This window comes from Arthrobacter sp. Alg241-R88 (genome assembly GCF_900537115.1).
In the GTDB taxonomy this organism is placed as follows: domain Bacteria; phylum Actinomycetota; class Actinomycetes; order Actinomycetales; family Micrococcaceae; genus Arthrobacter.
The window spans coordinates 1-23534 of sequence record NZ_UNRG01000013.1 but is presented as its reverse complement, the minus strand read 5'-3'; the positions used below and the strand labels follow the sequence as shown (position 1 = coordinate 23534).

Here is a 23534-nt window from a genome sequence, read left to right as displayed (position 1 = left end):
TCGGTGTGAGTCCGGTCTCAATCGTAGGGACTGAGACCGGACTCAGCAAGAGGCACCGGCAAAGCACCACCACCACGGCGGATCTTGATCCCCCATCTCCCGCTTCTCTCGATTGGAAAACTCGCTGTGTTTACTCGAAAGACTTTCCGCCCCGCAACGCTCGTTGCCGCTGCCGTCGCCGCGGTCGTGGCGCTGTCCGGCTGCGGAGCCTCCACTCCTGCTTCATCCTCGTCCGCAGACAACCCGTACGGCCTGATTGAGCCCGGCTCCATCCGTGTCGCCAGCCTGGGCGACTCCAAGCCGTACACCTTCACGGACGCCCAGGGTAAGTTCACGGGCTTCGACGTCGAACTCTTTACGGACGTAGCCCGCCGGGCCGGTGTAGACAACGTGGTCTTCACCGGACAGGACTTCTCCGGCCTGCTTGCCGCCGTAGCCAACGGGCAGTTCGACGCGGGTGTCGCCGCCATCGGCATCACGGACAAGCGCAAGGAAACCGTTGATTTCTCCGACGGTTACCTGGCCGGATACCTGACCATCATCACCACCAAGACGTCCGGCATCAGCGATCCGGAAGGTCTCTCCGGCAAGCGCCTGGGCGTTGTCCAGGGCACGCTGCAGGAAGCTTACGCTGTCAAGAACTTCACCTCCGCAAACCTGGTGCGCTTCCCCGACAACAACACTGCAGTCTCGGCCGTCAACAGCGGTGCTGTCGACGCACACTTCCTGGACTACGAGGCCGCCAAGTCATACCAGGAACAGTTCGGGCTGGTGAGCGCTGCGGACATCCCGTCCTTCGACGCTCCGGCCGGCTTCGCCATCGCCAAGGGCAAGACCGAGTTCAAGGAGGCCCTGAACAAGGGCCTGGCTGAAGCCATGGAGGACGGCACCTGGAAGAAGCTCTACGAAAAGTGGTTCCCGGGCTCCCCAATGCCCGAGCAGTACCTTCCCAAGGCTGAACAAACCTCCAGCCCGGCACCCAGCAAGTAACCCTCCCAAGGTTGCGGGGGCGGCCCGCCACCGGATCACCGCCGGCAGCGCCGCCCCCGTTCCACCAGCTAACAACGTCTGAGAGCAACCATGGACTGGCTCAACACCATCATCCGCACGTTCTTCGACTTCGGTGCAATGGCCGAAGTCCTGCCCCAGCTTCTGGCTGTGGGCCTCCTGAACACCCTCATCATCTCCGTCGCGGCAACTATTATCGGCGTCGTGCTCGGCATGATCGTCGCCGTTATGGGGATCTCACCGTCCCGGTGGCTGCGTATCCCGGCCCGCATCTACACAGACCTGTTCCGGGGCCTGCCTGCCATCCTGACCATCCTGCTGATTGGCCAGGGGTTCGCCCGGCTGAGCCAGTCCATCTTCGGCCCCTCGCCCTACCCGTTGGGGATTATCGCCTTGAGCCTGATCGCCAGCGCCTACATCGGCGAGATCTTCCGCGCCGGCATCCAAAGCGTGGACAAGGGCCAGGGCGAGGCCTGCCGCGCCCTCGGGATGAGCTACGGCAAATCCATGGCACTCGTCGTCATTCCCCAAGGCATCCGCCGCGTCCTGCCGGCACTCGTGAACCAGTTCATCGCCATCGTCAAGGACTCCTCGCTCGTCTACTTCCTCGGACTGCTGGTCAGCGAACGTGAACTCTTCCGCGTCGGCCAGGACGCCGCAGTCCTCTCCGGAAACCTCTCCCCGCTGGTCATGGCCGGCATCTTCTACCTCATCATCACCGTGCCGCTCACGCACTTGGTGAACTACTTCGACAGCCGCTTCCGGACAGGAAAGCGCCGGCCCACGGCTCCGTCAAGCGGCCTGAATGAAGTCAAGGAACTCGACGCGGCCTCGCCGCTCACTACCGGGAGCAACACATGATCACCAGCACCAGCGCCAACCCCACCGCTGACATCCAGACCTTTCACGGATCCAGCCTGGAACTGCAGAACCTGACCATGGCGTACGGGGACATCGAGGTCCTCCGCAACGTCAGCCTCACGGTGGCGCCGGGCACCACCACCTGCATCATCGGGCCCTCCGGTTCGGGCAAGTCCACCCTGCTTCGGGGCGTGAACCGCCTGCATGAGCCCAAAAGCGGCGACGTGCTCCTGGCGGGCGAGAGCGCACTGAAGGTCAATCCCGATATTCTGCGCAGCCGGATCGGGATGGTGTTCCAGCACTTCAACCTCTTCCCGGACCACACTGCCCTGGAAAACGTGGCCCTCGCCCTCTGGAGCGTCAAGAAAATGTCCAAGGCAGAGGCACGGGAGCGCGCAAGCCGCCGCCTGGCAGAAGTGGGCCTCGCCGAACGCGCCGACCACCGGCCCCGGGACCTTTCCGGCGGACAGCAACAGCGCGTCGCCATCGCCCGGGCCCTCGCCATGGAACCGGAGGTCATGCTCTTCGACGAGGCCACCAGCGCCCTGGACCCCGAACTCGTCAAGGGCGTCCTGACCCTCATGGCATCCCTTGCCAAGCGGGGTATGACCATGGTGGTGGTGACGCACGAAATGGGCTTCGCCCGGAAAGTCGCCGACCAGGTCGTCTTTATGGATGAAGGCGAAGTGGTTGAAGCGGGCACGCCGGCGGACATCTTCGACAACCCCAAGAGTGAACGCCTCCAGCGCTTCCTCTCGGAGGTCCTGTGATGGCAGCGGGGAGCGCGCCCATCCGTACCGCCGTCGTCGGTTTTGGGGTTTCCGGACGTGTCTTCCATGCACCCCTGATCGAGGCGGACCCTTCGTATTCACTCGATGTGATAGTTACCGCCGACCCGGAACGTGCCGCCGCAGCGGCGGCCCGCTACCCGAACGCGCGGGTTGTCCCCACGGCCGAGGCCCTTTTCGCGCTCGCCGCGGACCTTGACCTGGTGGTATTGGGAACGCCTCCGGCCACCCATTTCGGGATGGCTTCGACGGCGATCGCCCACAAGCTTCATGTTGTGGTGGACAAGCCATTCGTCACCACGTCAGCCCACGGCGAGGAGCTTTTGGCCGCCGCGGCCGAGGCCGGCGTGCATCTGACGGTCTTCCAGAACCGCCGGTGGGACGCCGATTTCCTCACCCTCAAGAAGCTCCTGGATGCGGGTGCGTTGGGCGAGGTCCGGACCTTCGAATCACGGTTCGAGTGGTGGCGCCCTGAAGGTTTCGGGAATTGGCGCGACTCTGCCACCACGGCGGAGGGCGGCGGCATCCTCCACGACCTGGGCGCCCACCTCATTGACCAGGCCATCCAGCTCTTTGGGCCGGTGGCACGCAGCTACGGCGAAACAGCCGGGAAGAGCGAAGAGCAGTCAGCACCGGAACAGGATGCCTTTGTGTCCCTGCTGCATGATTCGGGCGTGCGCTCCCGGCTCTGGATGAACGGTGCAGCCGCACTGACGGGTCCCAGGTTCCATGTGCTCGGCTCGTCCGCCGGCTACACAAAGTGGGGACTGGACGGCCAGGAACCCGCGCTCGACGCCGGGGTCCTCCCCGGCGACCCCGGCTACGGAGTCGAACCCCAGGACTCTTGGGGGGTCCTGGGAGTGGATGGTGCAACAAGCGCCGTTCCCGCCAAGCGGGGTGCCTATCCCCAGTTCTACCGGCTCCTCGCCGATACCCTCCTGCGCGGCGCACCGGTCCCGGTTGACCCGGCAGACGCCGTCGAAGTCTTGAAAGTCATTGAAGAAGTCCATGCCCTCGCCTGACGCACCCCGTCACGGCACATCGTTGTACACAGGAAAGCGAGTCCCCATGTCCTCCACCAGCCCCGCCAGGAAAGTTGCCGTCATCGGCGGCGGAATCCTTGGTGTTTCCACTGCCGTTAACCTCCTGCGCGCAGGCGCTTCGGTAGTCCTCCTGACCGAAAGCGGCTTGACCAGCGAGGCCTCAGGCCGGTCGCTCTCGTGGCTGAATTCCGCGGGTGAACGCTCCACGCCCTACCACCAGCTGCGCATGGCAGGAGTGGACAGGTACCGGACACTGTTCGCCTCGGACCCCTCCCGCGAGTGGCTCCAGTTCGGCGGCGGCCTGATGTGGAACCCGGCGGGCCAGGCTGACGCCACGGCTGCCCGCCACCAGTATGAGCTGGATAAGGGCTACGATTCCAAGCTGCTGGCACCGGCGGAGATCGCATCGGTGGCTCCCGGGGTTGATGCCTCGGCCGTTCCTGAGAACGCGATTTTCAACCCCGGCGAAGGCTGGGTAAGCCTGCCGGACCTGGTGGAATTCCTGATGGCGGAGTTCCACGAACTCGGCGGTGAACTGGTCCTCAACGCAGGAAAAGCCTCAGTGGTGGTTGAAGGCGGACGCGCTGTCGGCGTTCAGGCCGCTTCGGGTGCTGCGCATGATGCCGACGCCGTCCTGGTGGCTTGCGGCGCTGCGACCCCTTCAGTGGTGGCCCCCCTGGGAGTGGACATTCCCAACGGTTCACCGGTATCGATGCTGGTCATCACGAAGCCCACGGACCACGGCCTGGCGCCCGTGCTGAACACGCCGCGGGCCGCTGTCCGGCCAAACCCCGGAAACACCCTTGCCCTTGACCACGACTGGTACGAGGAGAGCATCACCGAACACGCTGACGGGACCTTCAGCGTCCCTGATGACGTGGTGCAGGAACTTGCCGACGAGGCTTCCAAGCTCATCGCAGGCAACCCGGAGCTCAAGCCGGCGTCGTGGAAGATCGGCTACAAACCCATTCCGGGCGACGGCGAGCCTGTCTTCGGCGAACTCGAAAAAGTCCCCGGCTGCTTTGTCGCCTTCACCCACTCGGGGGCAACCCTCGGGCTGATTGCCGGCGAGCTCCTGGCCGGGGAAATCCTCACCGGAGCGCGGCACCCGATGCTGGAGACGTTCCGGCCGGAGCGGTTCTCCTAGTCCCGCAACTGCTGCCTGCGCGAAGTTCGTGAAGCACTGGCCGTGGCCGTGCTGCTGTTCTGTACAGCGGCACCCCACGGCCTTTGCTGTTCCACCCTGTTGTTTGTCCGGCCATGCCTTCCGCCCGCAAAGAAACGGCGGCACGCCCTCCCCCGCGGGCGAACTAAGATGGATCAGATAACCAACCACCGGCCCCGGCCCCGCCGTGGCCTGCTGAAAGTAGCGCGCACCATGCCATCCCAACCGGACGAGAGTGCGGCACTGGCAATACAGACCCCCGCCATTAACGACCGTTCCCTGGCGGCCGGGCTCGCTTATGCCATGGGAAGCCGCGTCTCCGGTATTTCGTTCGACGCCGCCACCGGGCTCATGCTGGGCAAGGTCCGCGGCGGTGCCGACCTGCCCTATTCCACCACTGCCAAGCTGGTCCGCAAGGGGGGCGGCTGGAGCTGCACCGTGGGCGTGTGCAGCTGCCCGGTCCGGAAGGACTGCAAGCACGTGGCGGCACTGCTCTTCGCGGCGGAGGACAACCCGGCCACCCGCGTCCAGCTGCTTTCACCGGCCACCGCCACCCAGGTTTCGCGCGAACCATCCGCCGCCGTTTCTGACTGGGAACGTGCCCTCAGCCCGCTCATCTCGCAGCCCGGTGCCGCTCCGTCCAGCAACGGCATCCCCCTGGCCCTCCAGTTCGAGATCGAGGAACCGGCGCCGCACTTCTCCTACACAGGCCGCCGGGATCCGCTCCGGAGTGTCCGCCAGCTCAAGGCGCGCCCGGTGATCATGGGGGCCAAGGGCAAATGGATCCGCGGAGACGTCTCCTGGAACACGCTCAGCTACCTGAATTTCCGGCGTGAGTGCAATGAGTCACATGGGGAGTGGATGCAGGAGTTCCTGGCCGCCCACTCCGCCTCGGCCAGCCGCATGCACAACTCCTCCGGGCTCTGGCTGGGGCTGAACACCTACTCCGGGAAGAACCTCTGGAGCCTGCTGGCCGACGCCAGGAAGATCGGACTGGCACTGGTCCACTCGCGCGGCACGGAGCCGGTCCGGCTCGCGGAGTCCCCCGCCGCCGTCGGGCTTAACCTGGGCAGGTACGGCGCTGCTGCGGACAGGGACGGTACCGACGGCGGGCTGGAGCTTGCGCCCACCGTCACCGTTGAGGGCGTTGAGGTGGATCCGGCGTCGATTGGAACCATCGGCCGGCCGGCGCATGGAATTTTTGTCACCACGGGAGAGGCTGCTCTGCCCGGAGTTCCGGACCCTGACGGCACCATCACGCTGGCGCCACTGGAAAGCGGCCTGAGCGAGGAACTGCTGTCGTTCGTGACGGCGGGCAGCACCCTCCACATTCCGGCCAAGGACGAATCGCGCTTCCTCACCGGCTTCTACCCCAAGCTGAAGCAGACGGCCCGGGTCACGGCCCGCGACGAGTCCGTTGAGCTGCCCACCCTGGCCGTCCCCACACTCTCCCTGCTGGCGAACTACGGTGCTGACCACCGAGTGCGGCTGCACTGGGAATGGCACTACAAAACGGGAAACCTGGTCACGGCCCAACCGCTGTGGCGGCACCCCGGCGACCATGGCTACCGCGACGACACCGCCGAAGCCCGGATCCTCGAAGGCATCGGCCAACCATGGGACGGGGTGCCCGCCCTGGGGGAATCCGCCACCGGCGGCTGGGGCACTCCCCGGCTCACGGCGTCCGTGGAGCTGAAGGGCCTGGACACGCTCGCGTTCACTGAGGAAGTGCTGCCCCGCCTGCGCCAGGCCCCCGATGTCGACGTCGACACCGTGGGCGACATCGCCGACTACCGCGAGGCTGAGGAAGCGCCGGTGGTTTCCATCTCCACCAAAGCCACGGAACAGCGCGACTGGTTCGACCTCGGCATCCAGATCACCCTCGAGGGCCAGCCGGTTTCATTCGCCGCGGTTTTCTCAGCACTCGCCGCGGGACAAACCAAGATGCTGCTGCCCAGCGGCGCCTACTTCTCCCTGGACCTGCCCGAACTGCACCAGCTGCGGGCCCTGATCGAAGAGGCCCGCTCCCTGCAGGACAACAAAGACGCGCCCCTCCAAATCAGCCGGTTCCAGGCAGGACTGTGGGACGAGCTGGCCCAGCTGGGAATCGTTGACGAACAGGCGGCCGCCTGGCGCTCGGCGGTGGGCGGCTTGCTGGAGGGCGGCGTGGACGGCCTGCCGCTGCCCGCCACCCTGAACGCCGAGCTTCGCCCCTACCAGCTGGAGGGCTTCAACTGGCTCACCTTCCTATACAGGCACAGCCTGGGCGGGATCCTTGCGGACGACATGGGCCTCGGCAAGACGGTGCAGGCCCTCGCCCTGATGTGCGCGGCGAAGGAGCTGGCTCTTGCCGGTGCTGGAAGCAGCAACGCGTCCGACGGCGCCGGCAGCGCTGGTGATAACTCCGCCGAGGCCGTCGCAGCCGCAAGCCAGCCCGACGCCGTCGCTCCCTTCTTGGTGGTTGCCCCCACCAGCGTGGTGGGCAACTGGGCCCTGGAAGCAGCGCGGTTCGCTCCCGGGTTGAAGGTCCAGGCGGTCGGTGAGACGTTCGCCAAGAGCGGGCAGGACGTGGCTGCGGCATTGGCCGGGGCCGACATCGTAATCACCTCCTACGCCCTGTTCCGCATCGACTACGACGCCTACGCCTCATGCGAATGGTCCGGCCTGGTGCTGGATGAGGCGCAGTTCGTAAAGAACCACCAGTCCAAGGCGTACCAGTGCGCCCGCAAACTGCCGGCGGCCTTCAAGCTCGCCATCACCGGCACCCCGCTGGAAAACAACCTCATGGAATTCTGGGCGCTTACCTCAATCGTCGCCCCGGGGCTGTTTTCCAGTCCCAAGCGTTTCGCCGAGTACTACCAGAAGCCGGTGGAGAAAAACGGCGACAAGGGGCAACTGGACAAGCTCCGCCGTCGGGTCCGCCCGCTGATGATGCGGCGCACCAAGGACCAGGTCATCAAGGACCTGCCGCCGAAGCAGGAGCAGATCCTGGAAGTGGTGCTGAACCCGCGCCACCAAAAGGTGTACCAGACCCACCTGCAGCGCGAACGGCAGAAGATCCTGGGGCTCATCGAGGACGTCAACAAGAACCGCTTCACCATCTTCCAGTCGCTGACCCTGCTGCGGCAGCTCAGCCTTGACGCCTCGCTTGTGGATCCCGCGCTTTCGTCAGTCCGCTCAAGCAAGCTGGACGTGCTGTTTGAGCAGCTTGAGGACCTGGTGGCGGAAGGCCACCGGGCCCTGATCTTCAGCCAGTTCACCGGGTTCCTGGGAAAGGTCCGGGAGCGGCTGGACGAGGAGAAGATCGAGTACTGCTACCTCGACGGCGGCACCCGCAACCGTGCCGACGTTGTCAGCGAGTTCAAGAACGGCACGGCGCCCGTATTCCTGATTTCGCTGAAGGCCGGCGGGTTTGGGTTGAACCTCACCGAGGCCGACTATGTGTTCCTGCTGGACCCCTGGTGGAACCCGGCGTCCGAGGCGCAGGCGGTGGACCGGACCCACCGGATCGGGCAGGCCCGAAACGTGATGGTTTACCGGCTTGTCGCCAAGGACACCATCGAGGAGAAGGTCATGGCGCTCAAGGCCCGGAAGTCGCAACTGTTCGCCGACGTGATGGAAGGGGACGCCCTGGCCGGCGGCGCCATCACGGCCGAAGACCTGGCAGGGCTGTTCCAGGAGTAGCGCAAGGTCTTTTCAGACACGTGCGCTTCATCCGCCTATGCTGGACACAACCAAAAGTTACAACGTTGGAGAAGCGCGTGTCGCGACAGCAAATAAATGCCCTCACTCCCCTGCGCCCGGACGCCTTCATTGCTCCCTACCGCGACCCCGTCTGGGACGGGCCCACCGACCCGATCCTGGTGCCGGACCACCTCACCGGCGAGTGGGTGCTGTTCTACACCCAGCGGCGTGCCACGGCGCCGGGGCTGACCGGAGTCGAGTGGGTCCACGGCACAGCCATCGGCGTTGCGCGGTCCTCCGACGGCGGACGGAACTGGACGTACCAAGGCACCGCGGACGGACTGGTGCCGCCGGAAACGGAACAGCCCGCTACTCTCTGGGCTCCCGACGTCGTAAGAATTGGCGGCCAGTGGATCATGTACCTGACCGTGCTCGGCGGGGTACGGACGGACTGGACCGGCACCGCGTCCATCGTCCAGTTTGCCAGCCACAATCTCGTGACGTGGGAGTACCTCGGCGCAGTCGATTTGGATTCCCCGCGGGTCATCGATGCCGCCGTGGCGCTCTGCGGGGATGGCCGTTACCGCCTCTGGTACAAGGACGAAGCCCGCGGCTCCAACACGTACAGCGCGGTCAGCGACACACCGCAGGACCCGTCGTCGTGGGTTCTTGAAGGACTCACCATCCCCGGCCGCCCGCATGAAGGGCCCAAGGTCTTCCAGCTCGAGGGGACCTACTGGATGATCGTGGACGAATGGCGGGGCCAGGCGGTCTACCGTTCGGAGGACGCCGCCGGCGGCTGGGTCCGGCAGGAACACCTGGGCGGGCTCATCCTGACGCGACCGGAGCACGTGGACGGCAGGCCCGTCGTCGGACGCCATGCTGACGTGGTTCCGCTCGCAGCCCGGGAAGACGGCAAGGAACGCGCCCTGCTGGTCTACTTCACCCACCCGCATTGGGGCGGCGAAGACATCGACACCATGGCACCCGACCCCAGGACCCGACTCAGCCACGTCCGGGCGGCGGTCTTGGAAGTCCGCGACGGCAACCTGGTCTGCAACGAGCCCTGATCACGAACCCGAACCCCGCGCGGCAAGGAAGACAAAGGGCCAAACCCTGGAACTATAAGCCGGCTGCTGCCGGCACCGGTCCAAGGTTTGGCCCTCTGCCTGACGCGTACTCCGGGCGCCCCCGCCCGGACTTCTCACGTACCCGTCAGGTCCGCTGCGGCGAGCCGAGCTCCACCGGATCTTCATCCGTCAGGTAGGCCAGTTCGGAGTGGGCGGCGAGGTCGATGCCCCGCATCTCGTCCTCGGRATGGATGCGCAAGCCAATGGTCTTGTCCAGGATCTTCGCCAGGATCCAGGTGACGCCGAAGGAGTAAGCCAGCACCGTGACGGTGGCGAGGGCCTGGACACCGAGGAGTTCGACGCCGCCGCCATAGAACAGTCCGTTGACGGCGTTGGGTGCGGCGTCGGTAGCAAACAGGCCGATGAGCAACGTGCCCAGGATGCCGCCCACCAGGTGGACGCCTACGACGTCGAGCGAATCGTCATAGCCCAAGCGGAACTTCAGCTCGATGGCGAGGGAGCAGACGGCCCCGGCGATTGCGCCGATGGCCACCGCGCCGAGGGGGCTCACGGCACCACAGGCCGGGGTGATGGCAACCAGTGCGGAGATCAGGCCGGACGCTGCACCCATGCTGGTGGCTGCGCCGCGGCGGAGTCGCTCGACGAGTGCCCAGGCAAGAAGGCCTGCCGAAGCAGCAACAGCTGTGTTAAGGAAAACCACGGACGCCGACTGGCCGGCGGAAAGTGCGGAGCCGGCGTTGAACCCGAACCAGCCCACCCACAGCAGTCCGGCGCCGATGAGCACCAGCGGACGGCTGTGCGGCTTCGCGTGTTCCACCTTGGGCCAGCCTGAGCTTTTGCCCAGGACGAGTGCCAGAGCCAGGGCAGCTGCGCCGGCGTTCATGTGCACGGCGGTTCCGCCGGCGAAGTCGATGGCCTTGATGCCGCTGGCGATCCAGCCGCCGGTGACGCTGCCATCAGCGGAGGAGAAGGCGAACACCCAGTGCGCGATGGGGAAATAGACAATAGTGGCCCAGATGCCGGCGAACAGCATCCACGCACCGAACTTCATCCGCCCGGCTGCGGCTCCGGCAACCAAGGCTGTGGTGACGCAGGCGAAGAACAGCTGGAACGCGGCGAACAGGACCACCGGGATGGAAGCACCCTCGTCCGCCGGGAGCAGCTGCGCCATACCCGGGAATTCGGTGACGTCTCCGATGAGCCCCAGGCCGCCTACCGAATTTCCGAAGGCCATCGAGTATCCGAAGAGTGCCCACAGGACGGCCACCAGGCTGGCGCCGCCGAAGCACATCATCATCATGTTAAGAATGCGGCGCGACCCCACCATGCCCCCATAAAACAGGGCCAAGGCGGGGATCATCATGCAGACCAGTGCGGAACTGGCCAGAATCCAAGCGACATTTCCCGAATCCATGGGAAACCCCTTTCGTGATGCGAGGAGAGAACGCCAAATCGCCCGTTGGAGCCACTCCGGAGGAGGGACGCGGAGTCAGTACCACGTTCATCGGAGGGCAGCTATTGCCGTCTGGTTCCAACTGTATGGCGGCCGTTTCGGGGTGGGTTTCCGGTGTGTTAAATGATGGTTTCAGTCATTCACGCGCGAGTTTCAGGCGTCACGCTGATCGCAGACGACCCCCGGGCATGCGGGGGCAAGGGCCGGCAGGGCTACTTGGCAGAGACGGCCAGGAACCTGATAGGCAGGTCGAGCAGCTCCAGCGGACCGTGCGGGCCCTCACCGTCCAACAGCAGCGAATCCCCCGGCTCCATGGCGTACTCGTAGGCGCCGTGGCCGTACACCATCTTCCCGGAAAGCATGTAGATGAATTCCGTTCCCGGGTGCTGGAACAGGGGAAAAACATCGGAGGCGTCGGTAAGCGTCACCAGGGTGGGTTCGAGCGCGTCCGTACGTCCCTTGAGCGTACCCAGGACCCGGTATTCGTGGCCGTGCTGCGTGCCGCTTCGGACGGTCAGGCTCCCCTGGCCGCTTTTGGTGAAGGTGGCGTCCCGGTCCGTGTCAGCACCACGGAACAGCGCGGTCACGGGAATCTTGAGGCCGTCCGCCAGCCGCTGCAGCGTGGTCAGCGAACAGGAGGTGGTGGCCGTTTCGATCCTTGAGATCATGGCCTTGGACAGGCCCGTGCGGGCAGCAAGCTCCGCCGAGGACAGACCATTGGCGGTGCGGTAGTGCCGGACCTGCCGGGCAATGACCTGCTCCAATTTCCCCGGGGCGGCTGCATCGTCCGGGGACTCACCGGCGCCGGTTCCGGCTCCCAGGGGCTTCCCGACGGCGGCGCCCGCCCCGGCAGCATCGGCGGCGGTGTCCGCGGCGTCGGTTCCGTCCGGGGCGTGATTGGTCATAGGAGCCATCATAGGTGCGCCTCGCCCGGCCGCCTCAGGCCGTCCGCCCCGTGCAGCGTCGACGCCGTAGCCAAGGTTCCGGCGCCTGCCTACAGTTTTTGGTAGGACATGGGAGTGAAAGGAAGACCCGTGCGGACCGTAACCTATGGTGCAGCATGCAGCCTGGACGGATTCATCGCCGGTAGCGATGGCGCCCTCGACTGGCTCCATTTCAGCCGCGACGTCGAGGACGTGATGGGCGCGTACTGGTCTACCGTGGACGCCGTGCTGATGGGCCGGAAGACCTGGGAATTTGCGGCGGCCCAAGGCATGGGTGCGGAGTCAGGCGGCGACCCAGGCCAGGGCATCCCCTCGGCAAGTAGCGACGGCAGCGGCATCCCGGCTGTTGCCACCTACCTCTTCTCCCGCACGCTGACGGAACCCCAGCCCGGAGTGGAACTCGTCTCTTCCGACGCGGCCGGCTTCGTCAAGCATCTGAAGGATCAGCCGGGCAAGGGCATCTGCGTGATGGGCGGTGGGGAACTTGCCGGCTCGCTCTTCGATGCTGGCCTGATAGATGAGATCAGCCTCAACGTGCACCCGGTGCTGCTCGGTTCAGGCGTGCCGTTTTTCCAGCAAACGCGCCGCCTTGCGCTCGAACTGGCAGAAGCACGCACCATCGCCGGCGGCTGCGTCCTGATGACGTACCGGGTGCGGAACTAAAGCCAAGAGTCACGCGCCCTATCCGACGACGCGCGCGTTGCCCAGCAGCCCTGCCAGCGAGTCCGCGAGCGCGACGGCTCCCGCCTCCGCGTCCCAGTCCTCCACCAGCTCATCGGGCGAGTGCGAGACGCCGGTGGGGTTGCGGACAAACAGCATCGCGGTGGGGATCTGCGAGCTGAGGACTCCGGCGTCGTGCCCTGCCCCGGTGTCCAGGACCGGCGCATCCGGCAGAAGGGCCTGGAGCCGGTCCCGCAAACCGCCGTCGAAATGCACCGTGGAGCTCAGCGACTCGGCCGTCAGGCTGGCCGTGCACCCCTCTTCGGCTGCCATCAGCTGGGCGTTCAGCCCGATAGCCTCCACCAGCGCGGCAGTGACGGAGTCGTCCGGGTGCCTGACGTCGATCCACAAGTCCACCCGGGAGGCGATCACGTTGGTCCCCCCGGGTACCGGCTGCAGCCGGCCCACGGTGGCCCTGGCGTCACGGTATTTCCGGGCTGTGTCGCGGATGTTGACCATGATTTTGCCCGCGGCGATCATCGGGTCCTTACGGTGCTTCATAAGGGTGGTGCCGGCGTGGTTTCCCTCGCCGGCAATGGTCAATTTCCAGCGGCCGTGGCCCAGGATCGATGACCCGATGGCCACCGGCTGGTGCAGGTCGATCAGTCCCCGGCCCTGCTCAACGTGCAGTTCCACGAAGAGACCGAGCTGCTGGAGGGTTGTGTAGTCCGCGCCGATCAGCCGGGGGTCCTGGCCGTTCGCCGCCGCGACGTCGGCGTAGGTGTTGCCGTCCGGGTCCTTGAGCCGGCGCGCTTTGTCCGGGTCAAGCTCCCCGGTGAGAAGGCGGGAACCGAGGCACGCGACGCCGAACCGTGAGCCTTCTTCTTCGGGGAAGACGGCAATGGCCAGGGGTCGCCGCGGCCGGAACCGGCGGGCTTTGAGGATGTCGACGGCGACCAGGGCCGATGCTACTCCCAGCGGCCCGTCGTACTCACCGCCGCCAGGCACGGAATCGAGGTGGCTTCCGGTAACCACGGCGTCCTTCCGGGTACCGGCGGTGGTGTCCCACCAGGCCCAGATAATCCCGTTGTGGTCAGTATGGACGTCCAGCCCCCGCCGTCCGGCCTGCTCGACAAACCAGCTGCGCAGTTCGGTTTCCGCGCCGGAGAACACCGGGCGTGAGTAGCCTCCGCGGGTCCTGTCCCGTCCGACGTCGGAAATTTCCCTCAGGAGGTTGCTCACCGAGGTGGCGGCGGGTTCCGTGGCGGAGGGGACAGCAGGGGTTTCCTGGAGCGGCAGGGTGGCGGGAGGCAGCGAAACGGTCACGAAGTTCCTTAGGTGGTTTTGGTGCGGAGGGTGCGTGCTCAGCGGCCGCCGGCAGGCACCGTCGCAGAGCGGAAGCGATCCGGGACGCTGCCGGTGCCGGTGGCCAGGCCTGCAGCCCACTGCCCGATGAGCGGCGCGAATTTGGCGCCGTGCCCGGAGCAGGGCGACAGGACGGTGAGGTTGTCGATGCGGTCGATGATGAAGTCCTCATGGGGGGTGTTGGTGAACAGGCACGTCGTCTCGGCGTAGGGTTCCGGGTCCAGTCCGGGGAGGTAACGCTGCACGTAGTCCACCACCCGACGGCGGTTGGCCGGGTCCACTTCTCCGGTCTGCTTCCCCGCGGAAGGGATGAGCCCGCCGCCGTTGTACTCCGCTACCTTCTGGCCCGCAAAGCCCGCATCCCGTCCGCCAGGAAGCCCGTAGGCCTGGATGTCTGCAGCTTTATGAATGAAGGTGGGCCACTGGCCAGCACTTTCAGGATCCCGGTACCGGAAGTGGAACGCCTGCTCCTGCCGGACGGTAATCTCCGGAAGCCCGGCCACGAAGCCCGACGGAAGGGACAGCTGCCCCAGCAGCCCGGGCAGCCAGCCGCCCGCGCTGATGACCACGTTGCCGGCGTCGACCATTTGCCCTGTGCTGGAGTGCAGCCGGTAACCTGCGCCTTGGCGTTCCACCCTGCCCAGCTGCCAGCCCGTCAGCAACCGGGCGCCCCTTCCGACGGCGAGGGACACCATCGCGTTGACGGCACTTTCGGCGTCGATGACGCCTGCACCGGGATGCCACAGAACCTCGGTGTCGAAGGCGATCTGCGGCCAGCGCTTCCGGGCTTCGGAGGCGGACAGGAGTTCGTGCTCTACGCCTTCGCCGGCCAGGACCGAGGCCAGCAGCCGCGGATTGCGCTCCGGACCGTAGTCCACGGAACCGGCAGGGGTGATCAGTTTTGTTCCCGTATCCACGGTGAGCCCGTCCCACAGCTCTTTGGATTCCAGGACTGCCCGGGTGTAGAAGGGGTCGGGGTAGGCGTAGCGGAAGATCCGGGCGGAGCCGTGGGAACTGGCGTCGTGGCTGGCGGGGACGTTGCGTTCAAGGATGGTGACCTGGTGGCCGCGGGCCGCGAGCTGCCAGGCGGTGGCGGCGCCGGCCAGTCCGGCGCCCACCACCACATAGTCGGAAAAATCAGGCATTTGTGGATCCGTCCTACATGCCGGGGATCCACGAGGTGCCGGCCAGCGGCACCCGTGCCATGGCTGACGCTTCGATGGTCAGCGCAACCAGGTCCTCCGGCTCCAGGTTGTGCAGGTGCGACTTTCCGCAGGCCCGGGCGATGGTCTGGGCCTCCATCGTCAGGACGCGGAGGTAGTTCGCCAGGCGCTTGCCGGCCGCTACCGGGTCCAGCCGTGAGGAGAGCTCCGGGTCCTGGGTGGTGATACCGGCGGGGTCGCGTCCGTCCTGGAAGTCGTCATAGAACCCGGCGGCGGAGCCAAGCGCCGAGTATTCGGCCGCGTAGCGGGGATCGTTGTCGCCCAGGGCGATCAGCGCGGCGGTGCCGATGGCGACGGCGTCCGCGCCGAGGGCCATGGCCTTGGCGACGTCGGCCCCGGTGCGGATGCCGCCGGAGACGATGAGCTGGACCTTGCGGTGGACGCCGAGTTCCTGCAGGGCCTGGACGGCCTGCGGGATCGCGGCGAGGGTGGGGATGCCGACGTTTTCGATGAACACCTGTTGCGTGGCGGCGGTTCCGCCCTGCATGCCGTCCACCACCACCACGTCAGCGCCGGACTTCACGGCCAGTGCCGTGTCGTAGTACGGGCGGGAGGCGCCGATCTTGACGTAGATGGGGGTCTTCCAGTCGGTGATTTCGCGGAGTTCCCCGATCTTGATTTCCAGGTCGTCCGGGCCGGTCCAGTCGGGGTGCCGGCTGGCGGAGCGCTGGTCGATGCCCACCGGCAGGGTCCGCATTCCGGCGACGCGTTCGGTGATTTTCTGGCCCAGGAGCATGCCGCCGCCGCCCGGTTTGGCGCCCTGGCCCAGCACGATTTCGATGGCGTCGGCCTTGCGCAGGTCGTCCGGGTTCATGCCGTAGCGCGAGGGCAGGTACTGGTACACCAGGTGCTTGGACTGCCCGCGCTCCTCAGGCGTCATGCCGCCGTCGCCCGTGGTGGTGGAGGTGCCCACCTCGGACGCGCCGCGGCCCAGGGCCTCCTTGGCGTTGGCGGACAGGGCGCCGAAGCTCATGCCGGCGATGGTCACCGGGGTTTGCAGGTGCAGCGGCTTGCTGGCGTGCCGGTCACCGAGGACCACGTCGGTGTCGCACTTTTCGCGGTAGCCCTCCAGCGGGTAGCGGGACATGGAGGCGCCGAGGAAGAGCAGGTCGTCAAAGTGCGGGACTTTGCGCTTGGCGCCCCAGCCGCGGATGTCGTAGACGCCGGTGGCGGCGGCGCGCTGGATGTCGGCGATGGTGGCGCGGTCGAAGGTGGCGGATTCGCGCAGACCCAATTCGGCGATGTTTTGCGGTTGGGCGTTGTAAGCGGGCGCTGCAGCAGGAACGGAGGTGATGGTCATGGTGGGCTCCTAGTACGACGTCGAGTTGTCGACGTGGAAGTGGTAGAGGTTCCGGGCTGAGCCGTAGCGCTTGAAGTCGGCGGGATTGTCGGTGCGTCCGGCGGCGGCCAGCAGCTCCGCGAGTTCGGCCAGGTGTTCTTCCTTCAGCGGTTTTTCGATGCAGTCGGCGCCGAGCGAGGCGACGGTGCCCTTGACGTAGATCCGCGCCTCGTAGATGGAGTCGCCGAGTGCGTCACCGGCGTCGCCGCAGACCACCAGGCGGCCGGCTTGGGCCATAAAGGCGGACATGTGGCCGATGTTTCCGCCCACCACGATGTCCACGCCTTTCATCGAGATGCCGCAGCGGGCCCCGGCGTTGCCGTCGATGACCACCAGGCCGCCGTGCCCGGTGGCCGCGGCTGATTGGGAGGCGTCTCCCGTGACGTGGACCCTGCCGGACATGATGTTCTCGGCCAGTCCGACGCCGGCATTGCCGTTGATAGTGACGTCGCCTTTTTGGTGCATCCCGGCTGCGTAGTAGCCGGCGTGGCCTTCGATGGTCACCTGGATGTCCGCATTGATGCCGACGGCCAGGCTGTGCTTGCCGCCTGGGTTTATAACAGCCCAGGACTCCCCGTCAACGGCGTTGTGGACGGCCTGGTTGAGTTCGCGGACCGGGCTGGCGGCGAGGTCGAGGACTGTTGGGTCCGCGGCAGCGGCTGCGGTGCCAATTGTCGGGGAGAACGTTTCGGGGGCTGTCAGAGTGACCATGTGTAGACCTTTCCGGGTTCCGGTTCGAAGATGCGGGCGTTGTTGATGCCGGGCAGGCCGGCCAGGGCACGGTATTCGGAGGCCATGGCCACGTAATCGTCCGTTTCGGCGATGATGGCCGGCTTGCAGGCGATGGGGTCCCGGACCACGGCCATGCTGTCCGCGGTGGTGACCACCAAGGTGTAGAAACCGTCGAGCACCTTGCCCAGGTTCACCAGGGCTTCCTCGAGGGTGTCGCCCTGCTTCAGCCGCGAGGCGACGTAGCGGGCGCCCACTTCGGTGTCGTTTTCGGAATCGAACATCACGCCTTCGCGCAAGAGGCCCCGCCGCACGGTGGCGTGGTTGGAAAAGGAGCCGTTGTGGACCAGGCACAGGTCGTCGGCCACCGAGAAGGGATGTGATCCACCAGCGGTGACTGCGGATTCGGTGGCCATCCGGGTGTGGGACAGTCCCTGGCTTCCGGCCATTGCCTCGAGGCCGTGATCGGCGGCGATCTCCATCGGATGGCCCACGCTCTTCATCACGGCAACATGCTCGCCGCGGCCGATGATGGTGGCGGCCGGGAGGGTTTCGGTGACGGCCTTCACCAGAAGGTCCGTCCCGACGGCGGCGCCCACCAGGGTGGTATCGCCCACCACCTGAACGGTGGCGGCGGAGTCCGCTGGAAGCATTGCCGAGACGCCTGCGGTGATGGCCGTCGTCGTTATGCCCTGGTCCCTGCCCAAAAGGCTAAGCGTCGACGTTCCTTCCTTGACCAGGCCTGGGGTGTTGTAAACGGCGAGGCCGGCCGAGTCCGGTCCGCGGTCCACGATCTGGCAAAGCATCGAGGACAGCAGGCTGCCCATCCGGGGGTGCAGCGAGGGGTTGCGCAGCTGCAGCGCGGCGATTCCGCACATGGTGGTCCTTTGCTTGGTATGGGGGTTGGAGGTAGTGGTCAGGTAGAAACTGGGTCAGATGGACGTCAGGCTAAATGGAGGTCAAATACGTGCGGATTTCCCAGTCGCTGACCTGGTTGTGCCAGCTCAGGAATTCCTCTTCCTTGGCGTCCGCGTAGTACTTGCCGATTTCTGCATCCCCGCTGAGGCTGGCCAGGATCACCGGGTCCTTCCGCAGCGCTTCCACTGCATGGAGCAGGGTGGCCGGAAGCAAGTGGGCATCCGGCTTGGACTCCCCCGGACCCGACGGCAACCCGGGGTCGAGCGATTTCTCCACACCGTCCAGCCCCGCAGCGACGGCAGTGGCGATGGCCAGGTACGGGTTTGCAGAACCATCGCCGGAGCGCAGCTCAATCCGCTTGTTGTCCGGCACCCGGATCATGTGGGTGCGGTCGTTCCCGCCGAAGGAGGCCTTCCGCGGAGACCACGTGGCGCCCGAGGAGCTGGTGGTGGCGCCCGTCCGCTTGTAGGAGTTGACGGTGGGTGCCAGGAACGCCTGCAGGGCAGGGGCGTGGTCGAGGATGCCGGCAATGAATGCATAGGCGAGCCCGGACAGCCCAAGGCCCCGGCCGTCGTCGTCCGCCTTATTCCCGTCAGCCGGGAACAGCGCCTCGGCACCGGACCACAGGGACAGGTGGAGGTGCAGGCCGGTGCCGGTCCGGTCGGTGAAGGGCTTCGGCATAAAAGTGGCGGTCATGCCGCGCTGTTCGGCCAGGATGTTCAGGATGTAGCGGAGGGTGACCACCCGGTCCGCCGTGGTGAGCGCATCCGCGTAGTTGAAGTTCTGCTCGAACTGGCCGGCGGCGTCCTCGTGGTCGTTGGCGTAGTTGCCCCAGCCCAGGCCGTTCATGGCATCGGAAATGGAGGTGAGGTGCTCATACATGCGGGTGACGCCGCGGGCGTCGTAGCAGGGGCGGGGTGAATCGTCCCGGTCATCGGCGGTACTCAACGTCCCGTCGTCGTTCTTCTTCACCAGGAAGTACTCAACTTCCGCTCCCACCTTGGCCTGCATGCCCTTCTCTGCCAGGCAGGCCAGGGTGTTTCTCAGGACCACGCGCGGGGCGTAGGGCCAGGGCTTGCCGTCGACGTGCGGGTCGCAGTGGATGATGGCCAGCCCCTCCTTGATAAAGGGAACCGGCGTGAAGGACGCGAGGTCCGGCACCGCGATCAGGTCCGAGTCCTGCGGCTTCTGTCCCATCAGGCCAGCTGCGTAACCGGCGAAGCCCATGGCACCGCTTTCCAGCTCGTCCGCGGCCTCCACCGGGACCAGCTTCGCGCACGGCTTCCCGGTCATGTCCACAAAGGTGGCCAGGAGGAAGCGGACGTCGTGGGCTTGTGCAATGTCCCGCAGGGTGATCGTGGGGCTTTCGGGCCGGGGAACAGCTTGCTGGTCATGGGCCACTGCCTGGGTGGTTACAGCAGGGGTTGCGACACTCGTCATCGGAACGTTCCTGTTCGGTCAGTGTTAGCTAGTAGTAAACCTTGTTGCACCAGAGTAGCCAAACGCACATTTCAGGCGTCGTGCCGGCATGTTAATTGGAGGTTTCGTGGGTGCCTGAGACCGCCCTGGCTGGGCTCGATGATCGCCCCGGCAACCCACGTGGTGCTGCGACGGCCGTCTTGGATGCCGTTTGAAGCCGCAGCTCCAAGTCCCGTAAGTGTCAGGGAGCTATGCTGTTGAAAACCCACCACAGCAACTGAAAACCCAGCGCAGCAACGTACGGCAGTGGCAGCTTCGAATCTCTCCCCCGCCTCCAAGAGATAAGGAAGATCAGTGAACAACGACCAGTCGCCAGGACAGCACGCCGCTCCCCCGGAGAAGGAGCCCGTAGAGGACCTGAGGGTCGGCGTCGTCGGCATTGGCTGGGCCGGTCAGCAGCACCTCAAGGCCTACGATGCGCTGGCAGGCGTCCGCATCGTGTCCTTTGCGGGGATGGAGCAGGACCTCCGCGACTCCCTGCAGGCTGAATACTCCATTCCCAATGCCTTCGCGGAGTGGGAAGAGATGCTGGAGCATGGCGGCCTGGACGCGGTCAGCGTGGCAGTGCCTACTTTCCTGCACGCCCCCATCGCTGTGGCCGCCCTGGAACGCGGCATACACGTACTGAGCGAGAAGCCGATCGCGCGCAACGCCGCCGAAGGCCAGTCCATGGTGGACGCGGCGCGCAAGGCAGGACGCGTCCTGGACGTCGCCTTCAACCACCGCCGCCGCGGCGACATCCAGGCGCTGAAAGGTGTGATCGACGACGGCGGGCTGGGCCGGCCGTACTACGCCAAAGCATCCTGGCTGCGCCGCTCCGGCATCCCGACGCTGGGCAGTTGGTTCACCAATCCTGAGCTTGCAGGCGGCGGACCGCTGGCAGACATCGGCGTCCACGCGCTGGACTACGCACTGCATCTTCTCGGCGAGCCCAAAGTGGTGGCGGTCTCCGCCGCCACCCACTCGGAGCTGGGCCCGCAGGGGCGCGGCGGCGGCAGCGCATATTCAGCACTGGCCTCCAGCCACGCCTTTGAGGTGGAAGACTTCGCGTCCGCATTCCTCCGCCTTGAAGGGGGCGGGACCCTGCTGATCGAGGCGAGCTGGGCCACCTACCGGGAAACGGACGACCTCCTGGACTTCACGGTCTACGGGACGGACGGCGGCGCCGAACTGAAGGTGCAGGGCGCACCATTTCCACCGGTGGGCCAGCTTCGGGTGTTCACCGAAAGGGACGGCGAGAGCGCGGATTACGTGCCGCCGGTATTGCCGGGCCGGGCGCATGACGGGGTTGTGGAAGATTTCGTGACGGCGGTGCGCGGCGGCAAGGATGTATGGGGCGAGCACGACGGATCCCTGGCCCTTTACCGGGCACAAATCATCGACGCGTGCTATCAGTCCGCGCGGGAGCAAAAGGAGGTTCGTCTCTAATGAACGGCAAACTGAGGATCCGGGTCTGGAACGAGGGCGTCCACGAAGCCATCAACGAGCCGTCCCACATCGGGGAGATCTACCCTGACGGCATCCACGGCGCCATCGCCGCAGGGCTCCGCTCCTACTATCCCGAGGCAGAGATTACGACGGCGGTCCTGGCCACCGACGATGAACACGGCCTTGACGAGGAGGTTCTTGCGGAGACGGACGTCCTGCTCTGGTGGGGGCACATGGCTCATCACGAGGTGAGCGACGCCGTCGTCGAGCGCGTCCACCGCCACGTCCTGGGCGGGATGGGCCTGATCGTCCTCCATTCGGGGCACTTCGCGAAGGTCTTCACCAAGCTGCTGGGCACCAGCTGCTCGCTTGCGTGGCGGAACGACGGCGAGCGCGAGCTGGTGTGGACCGTGAAGCCGTCGCACCCCATTGCCGAAGGCGTGGACAGTCCCATCGTTATCCCCGAGCAGGAGATGTACGGGGAACTGTTCGACATCCCGGACCCGGACGACCTGATCTTCATCAGCTCTTTCGCCGGCGGCGAGGTATTCCGTTCCGGCGTCACCTTCACCCGGGGCAAGGGCCGCATCTTCTACTTCAGCCCCGGTGACCAGGAGTACCCCGTGTACCACCACCCGCAGATCCAGCGGGTCCTGGCCAACGGCGTTATGTGGGCCGCCCAGCCCGGTCTGCACCGCGCCGCCCCGGAAGTGACCAACCCTGCCCGGGAGTGGTTCAGCGGGACGTAGCGCCTGCCCAACTAGGTAGCCTTTGTGTCCCTTGCGGGGCGCCCGTTCCGGGCTGAAAATGTGCGTGTGGTCGCCTGTCGAAGCCGTGGTTCTTTGGTTCCTTGAGGCCGTTAGGTAGCCAGGTGTTGGGGATCATGACGTGAGCCCTTTACTGTTTCCGTTGTTGAGAACGAGGACTAGATTTTCCTTTCCCTCGTGATTCCCCAGGCGGCCGCTGTTATGTTCGGCGGGCGCGTTCGGGAGGAGATGACGGAGTCCATGCTGGCTGAGTCCCAAGATGAGGAAGAGATTATTGCCAGGGTCGCTGCACTGGATATCGGCAAGGCCGAGCTGGTGTGCTGCGTTCGGATTCCCGCAGAGGGAAACCGGAAGAAACGCTTGCAGGAAGTGAGCACGCACTCGACCATGACACGTTCGCTGGGAGAGCTGGCGAACCGTCTGGTCGGGCTTGGTATCGAGCGGGTGGTGATGGAGGCGACCGGCGACTATTGGAAGCCGGTGTTCTATCTCCTCGAGGCCCACGGGCTTCAGCCGTGGCTGGTGAACGCCCGGGATGTCAGGCACCTTCCCGGACGGCCCAAGACCGACGTGCTGGATGCGGTCTGGTTGTGCAAGGTCGCTGAACGGCAGATGCTCCGGCCCAGCTTCGTCCCGCCCGTGGAGATTCGCCGGCTGCGGGACCTGACCCGCTACCGGATCGATCTGGTCGGGGAACGCACCGCGGAGAAGAACCGGGTCGAGAAACTCCTCGAGGACGCCTGCATCAAACTTTCGGTCGTCGCGTCGGATATCTTCGGGGTGTCCGGGCGGGACATGATGGCTGCGTTGATCGCGGGTGAACGCGACCCGAAAGTCCTTGCCCAGTTGGCCCGGTCGGTCATGCGGAACAAAATCAGCGACCTTGAGGAGGCCTTCACCGGCCGCTTCGATGACCATCACCGTTTCCTGCTCGCCCGGATGCTGGCACGGATCGACGGCATCGACGCCGATATTGCTGCACTCGATGAGCAGATCGAGGTGCAGTTGGCCCCTTTCGCCGCGGCGGCGGAACGCCTGGATGACATCCCGGGCATCGGCCCTGTAGCCGCCGCCATCATCATCGCCGAAATCGGGGTCGACATGTCACAGTTTCCGACCGCCGGGCACCTGTGTTCCTGGGCCAAGTTCTGCCCGGGGATCAGCTCCTCCGCCGGGAAAACCAAGGGCAACGGTTCCAGCGGACACGGCAACCGCTACCTCGCCCGTGCACTGGGCGAGGCTGCCGTTATCGCCGGCAGGACCAACACCTTCCTGGGCGAACGCTACCGACGGATCGCCAGACGCCGCGGGAAAAAGCGTGCAATTGTCGCCGTCGGACGATCCATCCTGGTCGCCACCTGGCACATCCTCCAAGACCCCGACACCAGGTTCCAGGATCTGGGCCACGACTACGTCCATGCCCGCACCAACCCGGACGCCAGGAAGCACAACCACATCCGCCAACTCGAAGCCCTCGGCTACACCGTGACCCTCACCCCGGTAGCCTGACAACCACACATACTCGCATAASCCCAAACGTGTCCCGAACGATCAACCACCCCCAACCAACAAACACACGCCACCCCACT

Annotated in this window: 19 protein-coding genes; 11 read left to right on the top strand and 8 right to left on the bottom strand. The window is 65.8% G+C overall.

Annotated features, from left to right (window positions below; all coding sequences use genetic code 11):
- Positions 1-126: 126 nt before the first annotated feature.
- The 7 genes from G6R19_RS18855 (at position 127) to G6R19_RS18825 (ending at position 9619) form a co-directional block, all read left to right on the top strand.
- Positions 127-990 (top strand): ABC transporter substrate-binding protein, encoded by an 864-nt coding sequence (locus G6R19_RS18855; RefSeq protein WP_163167825.1) that lies wholly within the window; start codon positions 127-129, stop codon positions 988-990.
- 90 nt (positions 991-1080) lie between these two features.
- Positions 1081-1869 (top strand): amino acid ABC transporter permease, encoded by a 789-nt coding sequence (locus tag G6R19_RS18850; RefSeq protein WP_163167823.1) that lies wholly within the window; start codon positions 1081-1083, stop codon positions 1867-1869.
- The gene (locus G6R19_RS18845; RefSeq protein ID WP_163167821.1) at positions 1866-2639 is read left to right on the top strand and encodes an amino acid ABC transporter ATP-binding protein; all 774 of its coding nucleotides are present in this window, start codon (positions 1866-1868) and stop codon (positions 2637-2639) included. The genes G6R19_RS18850 and G6R19_RS18845 overlap by 4 nt, the downstream gene beginning before the upstream one ends.
- The gene (locus tag G6R19_RS18840) at positions 2639-3679 is read left to right on the top strand and encodes a Gfo/Idh/MocA family oxidoreductase (RefSeq protein WP_163167819.1); all 1041 of its coding nucleotides are present in this window, start codon (positions 2639-2641) and stop codon (positions 3677-3679) included. Before G6R19_RS18845 ends, G6R19_RS18840 begins: the two co-directional genes overlap by 1 nt.
- Before the next feature lie 46 nt (positions 3680-3725).
- Positions 3726-4847, top strand: coding sequence for an FAD-binding oxidoreductase (locus G6R19_RS18835; protein ID WP_163167817.1), 1122 nt, complete (start codon positions 3726-3728; stop codon positions 4845-4847).
- A gap of 231 nt (positions 4848-5078) precedes the next feature.
- Positions 5079-8549, top strand: a complete 3471-nt coding sequence (locus G6R19_RS18830) for a DEAD/DEAH box helicase (protein WP_163167815.1) — start codon at positions 5079-5081, stop codon at positions 8547-8549.
- Between the two features lie 77 nt (positions 8550-8626).
- On the top strand, positions 8627-9619 hold the full coding sequence (locus G6R19_RS18825; RefSeq protein WP_240341971.1) for a family 43 glycosylhydrolase: 993 nt from the start codon (positions 8627-8629) through the stop codon (positions 9617-9619).
- 145 nt (positions 9620-9764) lie between these two features.
- Here G6R19_RS18825 and G6R19_RS18820 read toward each other — a convergent pair whose 3' ends face one another.
- Together G6R19_RS18820 and G6R19_RS18815 are read right to left on the bottom strand one after the other, a co-directional pair.
- Positions 9765-11054, bottom strand: a complete 1290-nt coding sequence (locus G6R19_RS18820) for an ammonium transporter (protein WP_163167813.1) — start codon at positions 11052-11054, stop codon at positions 9765-9767.
- Between the two features lie 251 nt (positions 11055-11305).
- Complete coding sequence (locus G6R19_RS18815) at positions 11306-11998, bottom strand: XRE family transcriptional regulator (RefSeq protein ID WP_163167812.1); 693 nt, start codon at positions 11996-11998, stop codon at positions 11306-11308.
- A 129-nt stretch (positions 11999-12127) separates the two neighbouring features.
- Here G6R19_RS18815 and G6R19_RS18810 point away from each other — a divergent pair, with 129 nt between their 5' ends.
- Positions 12128-12700: a dihydrofolate reductase family protein gene (locus G6R19_RS18810; protein WP_163167811.1), complete on the top strand. Its 573-nt coding sequence runs from the start codon at positions 12128-12130 to the stop codon at positions 12698-12700.
- Positions 12701-12718: 18 nt separating this feature from the next.
- Here G6R19_RS18810 and G6R19_RS18805 read toward each other — a convergent pair whose 3' ends face one another.
- The 6 genes from G6R19_RS18805 to glnT form a co-directional block, all read right to left on the bottom strand.
- Positions 12719-13996: an allantoate amidohydrolase gene (locus G6R19_RS18805; protein WP_163167902.1), complete on the bottom strand. Its 1278-nt coding sequence runs from the start codon at positions 13994-13996 to the stop codon at positions 12719-12721.
- A gap of 65 nt (positions 13997-14061) precedes the next feature.
- On the bottom strand, positions 14062-15207 hold the full coding sequence (locus G6R19_RS18800) for an FAD-dependent oxidoreductase (protein ID WP_163167810.1): 1146 nt from the start codon (positions 15205-15207) through the stop codon (positions 14062-14064).
- Positions 15208-15220: 13 nt separating this feature from the next.
- On the bottom strand, positions 15221-16585 hold the full coding sequence (locus G6R19_RS18795; RefSeq protein ID WP_163167809.1) for an FMN-binding glutamate synthase family protein: 1365 nt from the start codon (positions 16583-16585) through the stop codon (positions 15221-15223).
- A 9-nt stretch (positions 16586-16594) separates the two neighbouring features.
- Positions 16595-17335, bottom strand: a complete 741-nt coding sequence (locus G6R19_RS18790; protein WP_163167807.1) for a protein glxC — start codon at positions 17333-17335, stop codon at positions 16595-16597.
- Positions 17323-18231: a glutamine amidotransferase gene (locus G6R19_RS18785; protein WP_163167805.1), complete on the bottom strand. Its 909-nt coding sequence runs from the start codon at positions 18229-18231 to the stop codon at positions 17323-17325. The genes G6R19_RS18790 and G6R19_RS18785 overlap by 13 nt, the downstream gene beginning before the upstream one ends.
- 70 nt (positions 18232-18301) lie before the next feature.
- Positions 18302-19711: a type III glutamate--ammonia ligase gene (glnT, locus tag G6R19_RS18780; protein ID WP_205484627.1), complete on the bottom strand. Its 1410-nt coding sequence runs from the start codon at positions 19709-19711 to the stop codon at positions 18302-18304.
- 333 nt (positions 19712-20044) lie between these two features.
- Here glnT and G6R19_RS18775 point away from each other — a divergent pair, with 333 nt between their 5' ends.
- The 3 genes from G6R19_RS18775 (at position 20045) to G6R19_RS18765 (ending at position 23454) form a co-directional block, all read left to right on the top strand.
- Positions 20045-21178: a Gfo/Idh/MocA family oxidoreductase gene (locus G6R19_RS18775; protein ID WP_240341970.1), complete on the top strand. Its 1134-nt coding sequence runs from the start codon at positions 20045-20047 to the stop codon at positions 21176-21178.
- Entirely contained in the window at positions 21178-21927 is a 750-nt protein-coding gene (locus tag G6R19_RS18770; RefSeq protein WP_163167803.1) for a ThuA domain-containing protein, read from the top strand. Before G6R19_RS18775 ends, G6R19_RS18770 begins: the two co-directional genes overlap by 1 nt.
- A 195-nt stretch (positions 21928-22122) precedes the next feature.
- Positions 22123-23454, top strand: coding sequence for an IS110 family transposase (locus G6R19_RS18765; protein ID WP_240341718.1), 1332 nt, complete (start codon positions 22123-22125; stop codon positions 23452-23454).
- Positions 23455-23534 lie beyond the last annotated feature (80 nt).